This is a genomic window from Streptomyces sp. WELS2 (genome assembly GCF_013870595.1).
Lineage (GTDB): Bacteria > Actinomycetota > Actinomycetes > Streptomycetales > Streptomycetaceae > Streptomyces.
The window spans coordinates 1-696 of sequence record NZ_JACBWZ010001384.1; the positions used below are offsets into that span (position 1 = coordinate 1).

The window sequence follows — 696 nt, forward strand, 5'->3', positions numbered from 1 at the left end:
CTGGTGGAGTGGTTGGGGGTTCGGCCGGATTTTGTGGTGGGGCATTCGGTGGGTGAGGTGGCGGCGGCTCATGTGGCGGGGGTTTTGAGTCTGGAGGACGCGTGTGTGCTGGTGGAGGCGCGGGGGCGGTTGATGCAGGGGCTGGCCGGTGGTGGGGCGATGGTGTCGGTGCAGGCGTCGGTGGAGGAGGTGGCGGGCTCGCTGGTGCCAGGCGCGGAGGTGGCGGCGGTCAACGGGGTGGATGCGGTGGTGCTGTCGGGGGACGAGGCGGCCGTGGTGGCGGTGGGTGAGGTGTGGCGTGGTCGTGGGCGCCGGGTGCGGCGGCTGGAGGTCAGTCATGCGTTTCATTCGGCGCGGATGGATCCGGTGCTGGAGGAGCTGGGCCGGGTGGTGGGGGGTTTGTCGTTCGGTGAGCCGGTGATTCCGGTGGTTTCGACGGTGGCGGGGCGTCCGGTGGGGATGGGGGAGTCGGGGTATTGGGTGCGGCAGGTGCGGGAGCCGGTGCGGTTCGCCGACGCGTTGGAGTGGTTGGCGGGTCAGGGGGTTACGGGGTTTGTGGAGGTGGGTCCGCATCCGACGTTGGTGGGGAACGGGTTGATGCGGCGTGGTGGTGATTCCCCGGAGCGGTTGCTTTCGGCGTTGGGCCGGTTGTGGGCGGACGGGGCCGTGCGCTGGACGCCACCCACCGTCACGGGG

1 protein-coding gene is annotated in these 696 nt (G+C 70.7%); it reads left to right on the forward strand.

Annotation, left to right across the window (positions count from 1 at the left end):
* Positions 1-696 (forward strand): acyltransferase domain-containing protein (locus tag H5J33_RS36510; RefSeq protein WP_181798965.1); only part of this gene is annotated, 696 nt, incomplete at both ends.